The organism is Acinetobacter sp. YH12218 (assembly GCF_013417925.1).
Lineage (GTDB): Bacteria > Pseudomonadota > Gammaproteobacteria > Pseudomonadales > Moraxellaceae > Acinetobacter > Acinetobacter amyesii.
The window spans coordinates 17,898-32,792 of sequence record NZ_VPDB01000004.1 but is presented as its reverse complement, the minus strand read 5'-3'; the positions used below and the strand labels follow the sequence as shown (position 1 = coordinate 32,792).

Annotated in this window: 16 protein-coding genes; 6 read left to right on the top strand and 10 right to left on the bottom strand. The window is 41.7% G+C overall.

Translation table 11 applies throughout. From position 1 onward, the window contains the following. Window positions 1–310 precede the first annotated feature (310 nt). The 5 genes from FTV03_RS01800 to FTV03_RS01780 all read left to right on the top strand — a co-directional run bounded on the left by FTV03_RS01800 (window position 311) and on the right by FTV03_RS01780 (window position 4,255). Window positions 311–733, top strand: coding sequence for a hypothetical protein (locus FTV03_RS01800; RefSeq protein ID WP_078191199.1), 423 nt, complete (start codon window positions 311–313; stop codon window positions 731–733). A gap of 337 nt (window positions 734–1,070) precedes the next feature. Continuing rightward, a complete protein-coding gene (locus FTV03_RS01795) occupies window positions 1,071–2,018 on the top strand; it encodes a transporter substrate-binding domain-containing protein (protein ID WP_180039669.1) in 948 nt (315 codons plus the stop codon). Window positions 2,019–2,088: 70 nt separating this feature from the next. Then, entirely contained in the window at window positions 2,089–2,832 is a 744-nt protein-coding gene (locus FTV03_RS01790) for an amino acid ABC transporter permease (protein WP_078191087.1), read from the top strand. Then, window positions 2,832–3,515: an ABC transporter permease subunit gene (locus FTV03_RS01785; protein ID WP_180039667.1), complete on the top strand. Its 684-nt coding sequence runs from the start codon at window positions 2,832–2,834 to the stop codon at window positions 3,513–3,515. Before FTV03_RS01790 ends, FTV03_RS01785 begins: the two co-directional genes overlap by 1 nt. After that, window positions 3,512–4,255, top strand: a complete 744-nt coding sequence (locus FTV03_RS01780) for an amino acid ABC transporter ATP-binding protein (RefSeq protein WP_078191089.1) — start codon at window positions 3,512–3,514, stop codon at window positions 4,253–4,255. Before FTV03_RS01785 ends, FTV03_RS01780 begins: the two co-directional genes overlap by 4 nt. Before the next feature lie 430 nt (window positions 4,256–4,685). On the opposite strand, the gene FTV03_RS01775 is transcribed toward FTV03_RS01780, so the two are convergent. Next, entirely contained in the window at window positions 4,686–5,447 is a 762-nt protein-coding gene (locus FTV03_RS01775; RefSeq protein WP_180025850.1) for a ferredoxin--NADP reductase, read from the bottom strand. A gap of 85 nt (window positions 5,448–5,532) precedes the next feature. On the opposite strand from FTV03_RS01775, the gene gigC reads away from it, so the two are divergent. After that, window positions 5,533–6,417 carry a LysR family transcriptional regulator GigC gene (gigC, locus tag FTV03_RS01770; protein WP_078191091.1) on the top strand — a complete coding sequence of 295 codons (885 nt, stop codon included), beginning with the start codon at window positions 5,533–5,535 and terminating at the stop codon, window positions 6,415–6,417. 43 nt (window positions 6,418–6,460) lie between these two features. On the opposite strand, the gene FTV03_RS01765 is transcribed toward gigC, so the two are convergent. The 9 genes from FTV03_RS01765 to nuoI form a co-directional block, all read right to left on the bottom strand. Further along, window positions 6,461–7,213 (bottom strand): excalibur calcium-binding domain-containing protein, encoded by a 753-nt coding sequence (locus tag FTV03_RS01765; protein ID WP_180039665.1) that lies wholly within the window; start codon window positions 7,211–7,213, stop codon window positions 6,461–6,463. A gap of 106 nt (window positions 7,214–7,319) precedes the next feature. Continuing rightward, window positions 7,320–7,613 carry a cold shock domain-containing protein gene (locus FTV03_RS01760; protein ID WP_168378567.1) on the bottom strand — a complete coding sequence of 98 codons (294 nt, stop codon included), beginning with the start codon at window positions 7,611–7,613 and terminating at the stop codon, window positions 7,320–7,322. An 85-nt stretch (window positions 7,614–7,698) separates the two neighbouring features. After that, the gene (upp, locus tag FTV03_RS01755) at window positions 7,699–8,334 is read right to left on the bottom strand and encodes a uracil phosphoribosyltransferase (RefSeq protein WP_180039663.1); all 636 of its coding nucleotides are present in this window, start codon (window positions 8,332–8,334) and stop codon (window positions 7,699–7,701) included. Window positions 8,335–8,460: 126 nt separating this feature from the next. After that, a complete protein-coding gene (gene nuoN / locus FTV03_RS01750) occupies window positions 8,461–10,005 on the bottom strand; it encodes an NADH-quinone oxidoreductase subunit NuoN (protein ID WP_078191095.1) in 1,545 nt (514 codons plus the stop codon). Window positions 10,006–10,008: 3 nt separating this feature from the next. Further along, on the bottom strand, window positions 10,009–11,622 hold the full coding sequence (gene nuoM / locus FTV03_RS01745; RefSeq protein WP_180039662.1) for an NADH-quinone oxidoreductase subunit M: 1,614 nt from the start codon (window positions 11,620–11,622) through the stop codon (window positions 10,009–10,011). Window position 11,623: 1 nt separating this feature from the next. Next, window positions 11,624–13,513, bottom strand: coding sequence for an NADH-quinone oxidoreductase subunit L (gene nuoL, locus FTV03_RS01740; protein ID WP_180039660.1), 1,890 nt, complete (start codon window positions 13,511–13,513; stop codon window positions 11,624–11,626). After that, on the bottom strand, window positions 13,510–13,818 hold the full coding sequence (gene nuoK / locus FTV03_RS01735; protein WP_067665227.1) for an NADH-quinone oxidoreductase subunit NuoK: 309 nt from the start codon (window positions 13,816–13,818) through the stop codon (window positions 13,510–13,512). Before nuoK ends, nuoL begins: the two co-directional genes overlap by 4 nt. Then, window positions 13,818–14,336 carry an NADH-quinone oxidoreductase subunit J gene (gene nuoJ, locus FTV03_RS01730; protein WP_171262661.1) on the bottom strand — a complete coding sequence of 173 codons (519 nt, stop codon included), beginning with the start codon at window positions 14,334–14,336 and terminating at the stop codon, window positions 13,818–13,820. Before nuoJ ends, nuoK begins: the two co-directional genes overlap by 1 nt. Beyond that, window positions 14,336–14,878, bottom strand: coding sequence for an NADH-quinone oxidoreductase subunit NuoI (gene nuoI / locus FTV03_RS01725; protein WP_078191099.1), 543 nt, complete (start codon window positions 14,876–14,878; stop codon window positions 14,336–14,338). The genes nuoJ and nuoI overlap by 1 nt, the downstream gene beginning before the upstream one ends. Window positions 14,879–14,895 lie beyond the last annotated feature (17 nt).

Sequence of the window (14,895 nt, the reverse complement as noted above, 5' to 3'; positions counted from 1 at the left end):
TACTAGCAATACAATATCCTTTGTTGTGTGAAGAACAATTACAATCCGTGAAAACATGTAACTTGAAAGATCAATTCAATTTATTTCCGTGTTACTGTTTAGATAGATGACTTATTTTTAGATTTAAAATCAATCGCTAAGGTATAAATATCGGACAATGAACTGAATGCACCATTTCAATCGTATTTATTTACAGCGTGAGAAGTGTTGCGATAATAAATGCTTTTTTTGAGCTAGATGGAATTCTCTGCTTTTGATGGATGAAATGAGCTATAATCATGCACCTTATTTTTCACCTGTTATCAAATCTATGGCGTACCATCAACAAGGTGTAACGCTTGATCTTGACACTGACGTCACTCATCAATGTTCCCTTCATTACACTCGTGATCAGCATCTTATTGGCATTATTGAATTTAGTAAGCCAAGTTATGTGTTGAAATGGGGTGATTTGGAATATTTCCGCCGACGTACTGAAGAGTTTTCAGTGATGCCATTCCCTGAATGCATCAATGCGATGGTGATTGATATTCGAAATATTGCGGCTTTTTTAGATAATGAAGTGCCTATTATTCCTTGGCGCTTGCTCGAAGAAGAATGCCCGATTCGCTTAGTTGTTCCCCAAGATCGACTGGAGCATTATGCTGGCTTTTTTGAACCGACTTGGTTGACTTCCGACGTAGACACAGCGATTCAAGAAATTCGTGAATTTATGGATATGTTTGTGCATTAACACGGAGATTAAACTAAAGTTTAATCCCGAAAACCTCCATTTGGAGGTTTTTTTATGGCCTTTTATTTTCATTATCTATTTCACAATAAATATAATTCATTTAATATTCAATCGCTTATAACAAATTTACTTATAAAAAATCTTCATAACTTATCCCATTTCTTAGTAACAATTCGGCAATAAATTTTGCTTGAGCCTTGTTCGATTTATCACCTAAGATGTAGAAAATGATCTCTTTTTTATTGTTGAAACATTCTTAAAAACAGAGCAATAAAACTAAATACGTAACAAGATCATAAAAAGTGGATATTAAATCAGGGTAAAAGGAGTTTTAACGATGACGTCAAAAAAACATTTAGCAACTTTGTTCTGTGCAAGTGCGCTCACTTTAGGGCTTAGCGCATGTAGTGACAATAAAGCACCTACAACGGATAAAGCTGCAGGAAGTGAAGCTGCTGTTTCTGACTCAGGGACTTTAGATAAGATCAAAAAATCGGGCACGATTGTTTTAGGCTATCGCGATTCATCGATTCCATTTTCATATATCGCAGATAATCCAAACCAACCTGTGGGTTATGCGCATGATCTTCAATTAAAAGTAGTTGAAGCAGTAAAAAAACAATTAAATCTTCCCGATTTAAAAATCCGTTATAACTTAGTGACCAGCCAAAACCGAATTCCATTAGTTTCTAATGGCACCGTCGACTTAGAGTGTGGTTCAACCACCAACAATAAAGAACGCCAACAACAAGTTGATTTCTCAACAGGTTTCTTTGAAGTGGGTTCACGCTTACTTACTGCAAAAGACTCTGGGATTAAAGACTTCGCTGACCTTAAAGGTAAAAAATTAGTCACCACGGCAGGAACTACATCTGAGCGTTATATTCGTCAACATGAAAAAGAGTTAGGTATTGGTGAAGTCATTTCTGCCAAAGACCACGCTGAGTCTTTCCTCATGCTACAAAATGGTCGTGCAGCGGCATTTATGATGGATGATATTTTGCTGGCGGGTGAAAAATCGAAAGCCAAAGATCCTAATAAATGGGAAATCGTGGGTACAGCACCGATTCATGAAATCTATGGTTGTATGATGCGTAAAGGCGATACTGGTTTTAAACAAGTGGTTGATGATGCAATCAAAGCGACCTATAGCTCTGGTGAAATCAATGACATGTATAAAAAATGGTTCCAAACGCCAATTCCACCAAAAAATATCAATTTGAATTTCCCGATGTCTGATCAATTAAAAGCATTGATTAGTAATCCACATGACCGTGACGAATAACTTTCCCTAAACATTCTAAAGATGCTTAAGCCAAACGGATTTTGGCTTAAGCTCATTATAGGGAGTTCCTATGAATTATAGCTGGAATTGGGGTGTGCTGTTCCAATCTACTGGTGTAGGTGATTCGACCTACCTGAATTGGATTTTAATTGGAATCGGCTGGTTGTTTGTCATCGCTTTGGTGGCATGGAGCATTGCGATGGTGCTCGGCAGCATCTTGGGTATTATGCGTACCCTACCGAGTCCTGTAGCACGAGGTATTGGTACGGCCTACGTGACTATTTTCCGAAATGTACCCTTATTGATTCAACTGTTTATATGGTTCTATGTTGTGCCCAACTTCCTCCCTGCTGCGATTAAAAGCTGGTGGATGAATGACCTTGGGGCAAATACGACCGCCTTAATTTCTGCAAGTGTCGGCTTGGGTCTTTTTACAGCTGCACGGGTCTGTGAGCAAGTCAGGACAGGTATTGAAGCACTTCCTTTGGGGCAAACCAATGCAGGTTATGCCATGGGATTTAGCACGGCTCAACTTTACCGCTATGTGATCTTACCGCAGTCATTCCGCACGATTTTGCCACCCCTCAGCTCTGAGTTGACCAACTGTGTCAAAAACACCTCAGTCGCCTCCTTGGTCGGTGTTGCAGAAATCATTTCACAGATGAAAACCATCAGTGAATACACGCAAAACACCATCGAAATTTATACCTACGTCACCATTATTTTCATCGTGATCAATATCTGTTTAATTGGTTTCATGAATTTTCTGGAAAAACGCCTACGCGTTCCTGGCTTAATTGCAGGAGATAAATAATGGAATGGCTCAGTTCTTTTATTCAAGACCTCCAAGCGTCTGGCCCTGCGCTATGGCATGGTTTCAGCATCACACTCAAAGTGGTGATCACGGCAACCATTGGTGGTGTCTTTATGGGGACATTGTTGGCGTTGATGCGCCTGTCCTCGATTAAAGTATTTAATATTTTTGCTAAAGGCTATGTGAACCTCTTTCGTTCTATTCCTTTGCTCTTGGTGCTGATGTGGTTCTACTTTGCCGTACCCTTTATCTACACAGGGATCACGGGTAACTATCTAACGATTGATACTGCCCTCGTTTCAAGTATCGTGGCCTTCATGCTATTTGAAGCGGCTTACTTTTCAGAGATTGTCCGTGCCGGGATTCAATCAATTCCTAAAGGTCAAACATCTGCAGCTTATGCTCTCGGTATGAGTTATAGCCAAGCGATGCGCTTAATTATTTTGCCGCAATCTTTTCGCAAAATGACGCCACTTCTCTTACAACAAACCATCATTCTGTTCCAAGATTCAACCATGGTTTATGCCATCGGACTGTTAGACTTTTTCCGCACCAACTATGTTCGAGGCGACCTTATGTCATTGTTAACTCAATACATTCTGTTTGCTGGTTTGGTGTATTTCACTATTAGTATGATCGCTACCTATGCAGTTAAAAAATTACAACGGAGGTTAAGTGTATGACCGATCAAAAAACGATGATTGACCTCCAAAATGTCAGTAAATGGTATAAAGATTTTCAAGTGCTTACCGATTGCACGACTCAAATTAAACAAGGTGAAGTGGTTGTCGTGTGTGGACCTTCAGGTTCAGGCAAATCAACGCTCATTAAAACCGTCAATGGACTTGAGCCTTTTCAAGCCGGTACGATTTTAGTCGACGGTATTTCCATTAATGACCCAAAAACCGATTTAAATAAATTGCGTAGTCGTGTCGGTATGGTGTTCCAGCACTTTGAATTGTTTCCACATTTATCCATTACCGAAAACCTGACCATTGCGCAGGTTAAAGTCTTGGGTCGATCAGAAGCCGAAGCCAAGAAAAAAGGCTTGGCTTATTTAGATCGTGTGGGTTTGAGTGCGCATGCCGCTAAATTTCCTGCACAGTTATCAGGTGGACAGCAACAACGTGTTGCCATTGCACGTGCGCTCAGTATGGACCCGATTGCCATGCTGTTTGATGAACCAACTTCGGCACTTGATCCAGAGATGATTAACGAAGTGCTTGATGTAATGGTGGGTCTTGCCAAAGAAGGTATGACCATGATGTGTGTAACCCATGAGATGGGCTTTGCTCGTCAGGTTGCAGACCGAGTGATCTTTATGGATCAAGGAAAAATTGTAGAAGACTGCAGCAAAGATGATTTCTTTAATGCTCCTCGTGGTGAACGAGCGCAGCAGTTCTTAAATAAAATTCTGCATTAACATCAAAACGTTTATTTAACTGATGTTACGAAGTAACATCAGAAGCGTAATTTGATTCAAATAAAAGTACGATACGCGGTAACGTCATCCGCAAGTGTTTGAGATAGGAATTCTTCTAATCAAAAATGTTTTTGCGATACTTTAGATAATTAGACGCTAGTGAACGAGTTTTGCGGTGAGGAGCACTGCTCCGCAAGATGGTTTCCTTGCGAAGCTTCGCTTCTCATTTTGCCTAATGAGAAGCGTGCTTCGTAAGAGTACCTCCAGCCGAAGGCTAATCACTTTATTCATTCCCTTGATGTAAGACTCCGTCGAATTGGCTTAAAAATCATTTTAAAAATGCAAAATTACTTTTGCATGCATAACATCAGTTATTTATTTTCCGAAAATAAAAAAGCTCATCCATCGATGAGCTTTTTTTCATGGCACCTTACCAATAGTTTTCTACAGCAATATTACCTTCACCACGGCGGTTCATGGTCAAACCACGCGCCTTTAATGCTGCCTTGGTGTCATCAACCATTTGTGGATTACCACACAACATGACATGCGTCGTTTCCACATTAAACGCTAAGCCCGCCGCCTGTTCTAGCTCGCCATTTTCAATTAAAACTGGTAAACGATCATGCAGCGGTGCATTTGGATCACGTGTCACAATAGGTATAAATTTAAAACCCGTATGCCCTTCACCAAAGGTCTCGGCGATTTCTTGAATACGCTCGATATAAGCCAATTCTGATACGGTACGCACACTGTAGACTAGATTAATTTTTTCGTATTTAGACCACGTTTCAAAGTCTTGTAGCATTGATAAAAATGGTGCAAGACCCGTTCCTGTCCCCAACAGCCATAAGTCCTTCGGCAATGGCAACTGATAACGTGCCAAGGTAAGGAAGCCATAAGGGACTTTTTCTAAATACAGCTCATCACCCACTTGTAGATGCTGTAAATTCGAGGTAAACGCACCATCTGGAACGACGATAGAGAAAAATTCTAAAGTTTCATCAAAGGGTGACGACACCACAGAATAGGCACGAACCACCAATTCATCGCCCACTTTCAAACCAATTCGTGCGAACTGACCAGCGGTGAATTTAAAATGTGCAGGGCGTGTCATGGTAAAACTGAACAAAGTATTGGTCCAACGGTGTACAGATAAAACCTTTTCTAAGCTAAATTTTTCAATTGACATGATTTGAACGTGGCGTGACAGACTGTGCTCATGTTAGCATGACAGCATAATTTATTAATATTTTTTAAATGTTAAGGCCTGATTCATGCGCATGACTTTACGCCAGTTGGCTGTTTTTGTAGCAGTCGCTCAAGAAGGTACCGTTACCAAAGCCAGTGATGCTGTCAAACTTACTCAAAGTGCAGCAAGTATGGCATTGGCAGACCTCGAAGATGGTCTCGGTGCTCCACTGTTTGACCGACTTGGTAAACGCTTGCAATTGAATGACTTGGGTCGTTTTTTATTGCCACAAGCTTTGGAAATTTTAGGGCGCTGCGAAGCTTTTGAACAAGCAGCCAAAGGCGAACTACAAAGTATTGATCTGCGTTTGGGTGCGACCCTAACCATCAGTGACTACTTGATGCCAGACCTCATGGCAGATTTCCTACAAATTCAGCCTCAAGCACATTTACAACTTCAAGTCGGCAATACCCGCCAAATGATTGAAGCGGTAAACCAATTTCAGTTGGATTTGGCCTTAATTGAAGGTTCATGTCATCTGCCACAGCTGCAATGTATTCACTGGCGTGACGATGAACTTGCTGTGTGCTGTTCACCTGAGCACCCTTTAGCGAAGCTGGATCGTGCACTCACTGCGGCTGACTTTGATAACGTAGAATGGATCTTACGTGAAGAAGGTTCAGGCACACGTGAAGTATTTGATAACGCAATTTTAAAAGACCTGCCAGATGCCAATATTCGTTTAACCTTGGGTCATAACGAAGCCATTCTAAAAATCGTGGCAGGTGGTCTTGGTATGTCATGTATTTCTAAACTGGCAATTGAGCCTTTACGTGAAAAAGGTCAATTGGTGGTTTTAGATACGCCGTTTTGGCAACTTGCCCGTCCATTATTCATGTTGGTACATCGTCAGAAATACCAAGGACCGGGTCTCAAAGCCTTTATGCAATTTTGTGAAAAATCTGTCTAAATAAAAAAAGCGCCTAATGGCGCTTTTTTTGTGAATGCTTCCATTACCACCTAGAATCATTCTCACAAGCAATACCGTCATTATCACCATCCATCTTCGTGTTTGGACAATTCTTAATAAACCACTGAGCTTCATCTCTTGAGCGCATTTGACTGCAATACTGTCGTCCATCACAACTAAACTGAGCTTTTTCTACTGCCCTTGGCGAATCACTTGAAGCAGGTGCCTGCGCAGTGTCTTGAACAACAGACTGAGCTTGCGTTGAAGCTGTTCCGTATAGATTTTTTTCACCTTGCTCAGACAGCACCCGATCGGGTAAATCCCCCTGAGCTTTACGTTGTTCTTTTACGATGTTTTCATTTTCTTGCATGAGCTGTTGTAAATGTTGTTGCTTCTGTTCTTGGTACTGCTGATATTTACTATAGACGGCCACAGCTAAAACTAGAATCACAATGAGTCCAATAATACTGATGATTTTACTGCCCCAAACTGTGCCTTTGGCTATATCGTGAGGAGTAACTTGATCGTTTACTCGATCTGGCATTGATTCAAATGACGGATTTATCTGTTCATGAGTGGGCTGCTCTTTTTTCAAATCTAAACGGATGATATTTACAGCTTTAAATTTACCTTGATCTGCTTCAATCCTGTATTTGAGATTTTCTCCAACACGTGGTTCGATGTGTCGGCTAGGAAAATCACGAATATGAAAAAATAAATCCTTTGCTTGATCTTGTTGTATAAATCCAAAGCCGCGCTCAACATTATAGCTTTTGATTTTCCCCTCTTTAAACATAAAAATTGTCTCTCACATTTTCTTTTAATACTCTTATCATAATAAAAAAGAGGTCCTATAGACCTCTTTTTTATTTCAAAGATTTCTATGAAATCTTAAAATCACATTATTTACGCAAATTCGAAAGCAATGCTGAAGTAATCGACTGGTTATTTGCCACGACTTTAGATTTTTTAGCTTTTGCAGATTTGTCTTCTTCACGCTCAATGTTAATGGCCTTATAACGATCACCATTTTCCACCACATTAAATTTCACGCGATCATTACGTTTTGGCTCGACACCATCTGCGGGAAAGTCAGAGATATGGAAAAATACATCACCTTCTTCACATGAAAGAAAGCCAAAGCCCTTTTCAGGATTGTACTGCTTCACTTTACCTTTATATTGTTCGGACTTCATAAAGTACCCTATTCCATTTATGCCAATGTCTTTAGTATATAAAAAAGAGGCTATAAAAGCCCCTTTTCTGTTCATGATGCAAAAATTAGTCTTTTTGAACTGAACCGAAAATTTTATCGCCTGCATCGCCAAGACCAGGAACGATATAACCGTTTTCATTTAAACCTTGGTCTACAGATGCTGTATAAATGATCACATCTGGGTGAGCTTCATTTACACGTTTAATGCCTTCTGGAGCGGCAACAAGCACCATGACACGAATATCTTTACAACCACTGGCTTTTAGAACGTCAATAGCAGCAACGAGCGATGAACCTGTTGCAAGCATTGGGTCAATAATCATCGCTAAACGGTTTTGTACGTCTGGTACTAATTTTTTGTAGTAAGTACGCGCTTCTAAAGTTTCTTCATCACGCTCTAAACCCAATACAGATACTTTCGCACTTGGAATCAGGTTTAAGAAACCATCCAACATACCAATACCTGCACGTAAAATCGGTACGACTGTTATTTTTTTACCGGCAATACGATCTACAATTACTTTACCATTCCAACCATCAATTTCATGATCGACCATTGGTAAATCTTTCGTTGCTTCATAAGTCAGAAGCATAGTCACTTCTTGAGCAAGCTCACGGAAGTTTTTAGTACTAATATCTGCACGACGAAGTAAGCCGAGTTTATGTCGAATAAGCGGATGACGGATTTCATGGATAGCCACGGGAGAACACCTAAAAGGTTAAGATAAAATTTCAACCATTATAAAGCTATTTAACAAATGATAAAAATAAAAAAGCCCCCTTTACAGGAGGCTTTTTTGTAATAAGCAAATTAATTGCTTAATTCATTAGTTAAAACCACTCTGAATTAAGCTAAAAATGAACTGTTGTAATTCAGGTGAAATCGCAAAGTATGCCACTTGAGATACTGCAATGATTGGATCTGGATATACACCGATCAACAACACAAGTGCAGCTGCGCCAAGCACCATAATACCACCCACTTTTTGACCCCAATGATCGACAGCATCGATACGTGGGTTTTCCGGTGGAGTCATGTACATCACAATCATCACACGTAGGTAGTAGTACAAACCGATACCTGAACCAAGGATCACCATCGCAGCTAAGAACCATGAACCACCAGCAACCGCTGTTTTGATCACAAGGAACTTACCAATAAAGCCAGCTGTTAATGGGATACCTGCAAGAGATAACATCATGACAGTCAGTGTTGCAGTCAACACTGGACGACGCCAGAACAAACCACGGTACTCCGCAAGGCTACCTGCTTCGTCTTTGTTGTTGTAAGGGCTAGACATCAGTGTCACAACACCGAACGCACCAATCGTTGTTAATACATAAGTAATCACATAGACGTTGACGCTGCTGAATGTTGCAAAGCCTTGTACTTGAACAAAGTCAGTATTACGTGCACTGACAATCGCAACAAGTAAGTAACCAAAGTGAGCGATTGAAGAGTATGCAAGGATACGTTTCAAGTTCACTTGACGTACTGCTAGTAAGTTACCCGCAAGGATAGACAATACTGCAATGATGGTCACGATCGTGATGAAGCTATCAGAAAGGATTAAACCAGAAGCCAAGAAGTAACGAACGAATAGACCGATCATTGCCACTTTAGCCACAGTCGCTAAGAATGTCGCGATTGGCGCTGGCGCACCTGCATACACGTCCGGTGTCCATTTATGGAATGGCGCAAGAGACAATTTAAATGCAACAGCAAAGACAATCAGTGCAAGACCAAGGACTACACCCGGTTGGCTGAATGTTGTGAACATTTTGCCTGGTTCAGCAACGAATGCCATTGTACCTGTGTACGCATATACATAAGCCATACCCATCAACAACATCGCAGAAGCAGTTGCTGAAAGCACCAAGTATTTCACACCCGCTTCAAGCGACTGTGAACGTTGGTGTGTATAAGCCAATAGGCCGTATACAGGAATCGACATTAACTCAAGACTGATAAAGAAAGACGCATAGTGCGAACTTGCAACCATTAACAATGCACCTGTTACAGAGCACAGCATCAAGATATAAAGTTCTTCACGGTTATCTTTATAGGTTTCGATATACGCATGTGACAATGTGCAGCAAGCAAGTGCTGCAATCAAAATCACGAATTGGTACAACATCGTAAATGGATCTACGATGAACAAATTCATTACGTTTGCAGGTGCATACTGCCCTGCAACGAAAACAAAAATAATATAAAAGGCTGCAAGGTTCAGACCGATAACGGAAGTCGTTGCAACTAAATTGTGGTTACGCTTGATTGCAATTAGCAACATCACGACGATCGCAGTTAAAGCCACGATCATCACAGGAGCTAATGGCATAAGCTCAGAAAATGACATTGTGAAGTCCATGGCTTATTGCATCTCCACATTTTCAGGTTGTACAGCAATCTGCTGCACAACATCAACGACTTCTTGAACTGGGATATAGCTATTTGCAATCCACGCCATGCTTGAATTTGAAATATCAAGGAAGGTTTGTGGGAATAGACCAAGCCATACTAGACCAAGAGCACAGATTAAAAGAATCACAACTTCACGCGCATTTAAGTCTTTCAACGGATTTGCGTAATGCTGTTTTTGTTCTTCGTTTGGTGTACCGAACAATGCTTTGTGGATCAGGATTAAACCGTAAAGACCGGCAAATACTAAGCTTACTGCAGCAAGGATTGTGTACACAGGGAACTTGTCATAAGAACCCATCAAGATCAGGAATTCACCGATGAAGTTACCTAGACCTGGAATACCTACAAGTGCCGCAACAAAGAACATTAAGAAGAATGAAAGGTATTGGAACTGACCACGGATACCGCCCATTAAACGCATGTCACGTGTATGCAGACGTTCGTAAACCTGACCACACATAATGAACAATGCAGCAGAAGATAGACCGTGAGCCAGCATCATAATCATTAAGCCTTGGAATGTCAGGATGTTACCTGCATACAAAGCAAGAAGTACGAAGCCCATGTGCGAAATAGATGTGTACGCAAGCAGACGTTTCATGTCTGTTTGTTGGAATGCACACCATGCACCGTAGAAAATACCGATTAGACCAAGAATGATCGCGATGTCAGCAAACTGAGCAGATGCTACTGGGAAGAATGGAATTACGAAACGTAAAAGACCATAAGCCGCAGTTTTAATCAAGATACCTGCAAGGTCGACAGAACCCGCTGTAGGTGCTTGCGCATGTGCATCTGGTAACCAGCCGTGTAATGGGAAAACTGGAAGTTTTACCGCAAAACCAATGAACATACAGATCATGAATGCATACGCAAGTGCTGGAGCTTTCGCCTCAACAGTGTGTGCAACACTCATCAAGAAGTCATAGTTAAAGCTGATTTGACCGTGAAGTTGGAAGCCAACAACCACTAGACCCAAGATACCGATCAACATGATCAGACCCGCAACCTGAGTATAGATAAAGAATTTAGTTGCAGCGTAAACGCGTGACTTACCTTCTGCCCCTTTATGACCCCAAAGTGCGATCAAGAAGTAGATTGGTACCAGCATCATCTCCCAGAAGAAGAAGAATAGGAACATGTCAATTGCTAAGAATACACCGATCACACCACCTAAAGACCACAGTAGGTTTAAGTGGAAGAAACCAACGTTCTTTTGAATCTCACCCCATGAACAGCCAACTGCAAGTACACCCAGTAATGCAGTTAAACCCACCATAAGCAGTGAAAGACCATCCACCGCAAGGTGAATGTTAATCCCTAAAGTGGTAATCCACGGTAGGTTAAATTGAGCAGCCCACTGTGGAGCTTGCGTACCCAACTCGTAGTTATAACTACCGCTTTGCCATAAAACGACGGTTAACACCAACGTTAATAACATACCAATTAAGGCAATATAGCGTGGTAAGTGCTTGTCGAGTTTATCGACAAGCCAGCATACAAAACCTGCAATGAACGGAATAAGGATCAGAGCGGGTAGAATTAAATTGTTTGGAGTTTCCATTTTATTTCCCCACGACCTGAATCACGACCAGGATCAATAGTAATGCAAACGTACCGAATGCCATACTAGATGCGTATTCACGCAATGAACCTGTTTGACGTGAACTTGTAAAACTATTACCGCCTTTAACAAGTGCAGGCAATACAAGCCATAAGCCGTCAATTGGATCACGACCAAAGATTTTAGCCAGTAGCAAATAAGGCTTAACGAAAACAATGTTGTACAAAGCATCGAAACCAAGTGCATTACGACAGATATTTGCAAGACCCGCGCCCAGTGAAGTTTTCGCGAACGATTTCACTGCACCATAAGCAAAGGCAAATAACACCACACCCACTGCAAGACCTGCAAGTGCAATACCAACTGCTGTATATTCAGCGCTATGCATACCGTGTTCTAGTGCTTCTGGAATATTAAACGCTGGGATTTGTGCAGCATTTAAAATATTCGTTACTGGTGCTTTTAAGACATAAGCTAAACCAGTTGAAAGCACTGCAAGAATCGCCAATGGACCCCAGTAAGTAACACCTTTGATTTCATGGTAAGGCGTGTTTTCTTTACCAAAGAATACAACCCAAATAAGACGGAATGTATAAATTGAAGTTAAGAACGCACCTGCTACGCCAGTCCAGTACAAGCAGTCATAAACTGCAATCGCTTGACCTTTCACCCATACCGCACCAAGAATCGCATCTTTCGAGAAGAAGCCGATAGTAATGAATGGAATCGCTGCCAATGCACCGCCACCAATAGCGAAACAAGCAAACAAGAATTTGTTTTTGTGGAATAGACCACCCATCTTGAAGATGTTTTGTTCGTGATGGTAAGCCAAAATCACAGCACCAGAAGACAAGAATAATAATGCCTTGAAGAATGCGTGAGTCAGCATGTGGAATAGACCGGCTTGGTAAGCTTCAGCACCTACAGCCATAAACATATAACCCAACTGACTCATAGTAGAGTAAGCAAGAATACGTTTGATGTCTGTTTGTACCAATGCAGCAAAGCCCGCAACCAACAATGTTACCGCACCTGTGATTGAGATGAACATCATCACTTCTGGCGCTTGTTCAAACACGCTGAACATACGGCTACATAGGTAAACACCTGCTGTTACCATTGTTGCTGCGTGGATCAATGCAGATACTGGTGTAGGACCAGCCATCGCATCTGCCAACCATGTTTGTAATGGGATCTGAGCAGATTTACCTGCAGCACCCAAGAACAACATCAATGCAGTCCAAATTGCAATCGAAGAACTCTGAGCCAAAACTGTTGGCGCAGCAGCCACAACTTCTGCAATGTTTAAAGTGCCGAATTGTTGGTAGATCAAGAACAATGCAATCAGTAAGAATACGTCACCCACACGTGTCACAGTGAATGCTTTAATTGCAGCAAAACCGTTTGCAGGTGTTTGGTAGTAGTAACCAATTAATAGGTATGAACATAGACCTACACCTTCCCAACCGAGGAATAACAACGCTAAGTTGTCACCCAACACTAAAAGCAGCATGCTTGCCACGAATAAGTTGAAGTATGAGAAGAAACGTGCAAAGTCTTCTTCGCCACGCATGTACCATGTTGCAAAGATGTGAATTAAGAAACCCACACCTGTGATCATGCCCATCATCAATAATGATAAGCCATCTAAATGAAGCGTGAAGCCCGGTGCTAAGTTACCTGCACTGAACCAAGTCCAAAGATGCTGAGTTGTTGCAACTGAACCATTATTAACAAAGTCGATACCGGCAATTAATGCAAATAAAGCTGAAAGACCCACTGAACCTGCACCAATAATTGCAGCAACTGATTCAAGAAGGTTTTTACGACCTGCCGCCAACAGGATAAAACCAATTAGCGGGAAAAGTACTGTTAAATATAAATAACTCATCCGCGCATCTCACTAGCAGCATCCACATCCAGATGATGGAAGCGATGATAGAACTGAAGGACGATCGCAAGACCGATACAAGCCTCTGCTGCAGCAAGCGTTAAGATCAAGATAAACATCACTTGACCATCTGGCTGTGCCCATGCGCTTCCTGCCAAAACGAACGCTAAAGCAGCAGCGTTCATCATGATTTCAAGGCTCATTAAAATAAATAGTAGGTTGCGTCGAACCATCACACCGTAAAAACCCAGTGCAAAAAGAATGGTTGCAACGATCAAACCATGTTCTAAAGGGATGTTGCCCATTATTCTTTGTCCTCTTCTGCACCTGGCTCACGTTTGCCAAGATGGAATGCAGCGACAAGTGCGCCAAGCAATAACATCGCAGCAACTTCAACCAGCAATAAGTACTGAGTAAAGAGTGAAGTACCCACTTCTTTCGGACCGACAACTTGAGCACCCATGACAGTGCCAGCAGTTGTGTAGTCTGACTTCAACATCCAAACAAGGATTAGACCCATCAGGAAGCTCATCAACGCAGGATATGCCCACGCTGAAGAAGTCAGCCATTTGCTTTCTTGTTCAACAGTATTTTGACCAAGATTCAGCATCATCACGACGAATACGAATAGCACCATGATTGCGCCAGCGTAAACGATAATTTCGAGGGCACCGGCAAACGGCGCACCCACGATCATGAAGATACCTGCAACTGCAAGTAAAGAGATAATCAAGCTTAATAAAGCATGTACTGGGTTCGTGTTAGTTACAACACGAACGGTAGAGACGATGGCCACAAGCGCCATCAAATAAAATGGCCACATCATGGTAATAGACTCCGTACATCAACTGGTGTGCTTTCGCGTTGAGCCTGACCTTTATCTTTACCAGCAACAGCCATACCTGTTACGCGGTAGAAGTTATAGTCTGGGTATTTACCAGGACCTGAGATAAGAAGGTTTTCTTTCTCATAAACTAAGTCCTGACGAACATACTCACCTAACTCAAAGTCAGGTGTCATTTGAATCGCAGTTGTAGGACATGCTTCTTCACACATACCGCAGAAAATACAACGTGAGAAGTTGATACGGAAAAATTCCGGATACCAACGACCATCTTCTTTTTCAGCTTTTTGTAGTGAAATACAGCCGACTGGACATGCAACCGCACAAAGGTTACATGCTACACAGCGCTCTTCGCCATCAGGGTCACGCGTTAACACGATACGACCACGGAAACGTGGTGGTACGATGTCTTCCGCTTTAACCTCTGGATATAAAATGGTGTCACGTTTACGTGTCGCGTGTGAGAATACCATCCACAACGAACGTACAATTGACCCAAATCCAGCTAGAAATTTAAACATTTTATTCTCCCTGCTGT

Bases quoted from the DNA above. Each gene is read 5' to 3' on its own strand.
- nuoJ (WP_171262661.1), bottom strand. From the start codon at position 14,336: ATGTGGCCATTTTATTTGATGGCGCTTGTGGCCATCGTCTCTACCGTT.
- FTV03_RS01780 (WP_078191089.1), top strand. From the start codon at position 3,512: ATGACCGATCAAAAAACGATGATTGACCTCCAAAATGTCAGTAAATGG.
- FTV03_RS01765 (WP_180039665.1), bottom strand. From the start codon at position 7,213: ATGTTTAAAGAGGGGAAAATCAAAAGCTATAATGTTGAGCGCGGCTTT.
- FTV03_RS01775 (WP_180025850.1), bottom strand. From the start codon at position 5,447: ATGTCAATTGAAAAATTTAGCTTAGAAAAGGTTTTATCTGTACACCGT.
- nuoK (WP_067665227.1), bottom strand. From the start codon at position 13,818: ATGGGCAACATCCCTTTAGAACATGGTTTGATCGTTGCAACCATTCTT.
- nuoM (WP_180039662.1), bottom strand. From the start codon at position 11,622: ATGGAAACTCCAAACAATTTAATTCTACCCGCTCTGATCCTTATTCCG.
- nuoL (WP_180039660.1), bottom strand. From the start codon at position 13,513: ATGAGTTATTTATATTTAACAGTACTTTTCCCGCTAATTGGTTTTATC.
- FTV03_RS01800 (WP_078191199.1), top strand. From the start codon at position 311: ATGGCGTACCATCAACAAGGTGTAACGCTTGATCTTGACACTGACGTC.
- FTV03_RS01790 (WP_078191087.1), top strand. From the start codon at position 2,089: ATGAATTATAGCTGGAATTGGGGTGTGCTGTTCCAATCTACTGGTGTA.
- nuoI (WP_078191099.1), bottom strand. From the start codon at position 14,878: ATGTTTAAATTTCTAGCTGGATTTGGGTCAATTGTACGTTCGTTGTGG.
- FTV03_RS01760 (WP_168378567.1), bottom strand. From the start codon at position 7,613: ATGAAGTCCGAACAATATAAAGGTAAAGTGAAGCAGTACAATCCTGAA.
- FTV03_RS01785 (WP_180039667.1), top strand. From the start codon at position 2,832: ATGGAATGGCTCAGTTCTTTTATTCAAGACCTCCAAGCGTCTGGCCCT.
- nuoN (WP_078191095.1), bottom strand. From the start codon at position 10,005: ATGGACTTCACAATGTCATTTTCTGAGCTTATGCCATTAGCTCCTGTG.
- gigC (WP_078191091.1), top strand. From the start codon at position 5,533: ATGCGCATGACTTTACGCCAGTTGGCTGTTTTTGTAGCAGTCGCTCAA.
- FTV03_RS01795 (WP_180039669.1), top strand. From the start codon at position 1,071: ATGACGTCAAAAAAACATTTAGCAACTTTGTTCTGTGCAAGTGCGCTC.